Origin of the sequence: Lewinella sp. W8 (genome assembly GCF_004375085.3) — a bacterium.
In the GTDB taxonomy this organism is placed as follows: Bacteria; Bacteroidota; Bacteroidia; order Chitinophagales; family Saprospiraceae; genus Neolewinella.
Genome location: NZ_SNAQ03000071.1, coordinates 1 through 529, shown reverse-complemented (window position 1 = coordinate 529; position 529 = coordinate 1). Strand labels below are relative to the sequence as shown.

General features: G+C 64.5%; 1 protein-coding gene. It reads left to right on the top strand.

All coding sequences use genetic code 11. From position 1 onward, the window contains the following. A partial coding sequence (locus tag E1J53_RS23880) for an SdrD B-like domain-containing protein (RefSeq protein ID WP_253932314.1) occupies positions 1–529 on the top strand: 529 nt, incomplete at both ends.

Here is a 529-nt window from a genome sequence, read left to right as displayed (position 1 = left end):
TTGCGCCCGATACCTACCGGGTCGAGTTCGTTACTCCGGCCGGTCTGACGCCGAGCCCCGCCGATCAGGGAGGTGACGACGCGACGGACTCCGACGCGCTTGCCGGTGGCGTAACGGCCCCGATCGTGCTGGAAAGCGGTGAGAACGACCCGACGATTGACGCTGGCTACTACCAGACGGCGAGCCTGGGCGACTTTGTCTTCCTGGACCGCGATGCTGACGGTCAGCAGGATGCTGGCGAGCCCGGCATCGAGAACGTAACGGTCAATCTTTTGGTCGACGGAGCGCAGGTTGCCACGACGACCACGGACGGCAGTGGTTTCTACCAGTTCACGGACCTGACGCCCGGCGTTGAGTACGTGGTAGAATTCGTTAGTCCGGCCGGCTTTGAGTCTAGCCCCGCCAACGTAGGTGATGACGCCACGGACAGCGACGCGGACGAGACCACGGGCCAGAGCCCGGTGGTGATCCTGGCCTCCGGCGAGAACAACCCGACGATTGACGCCGGCTTCTACGAGACGGCCAGCCT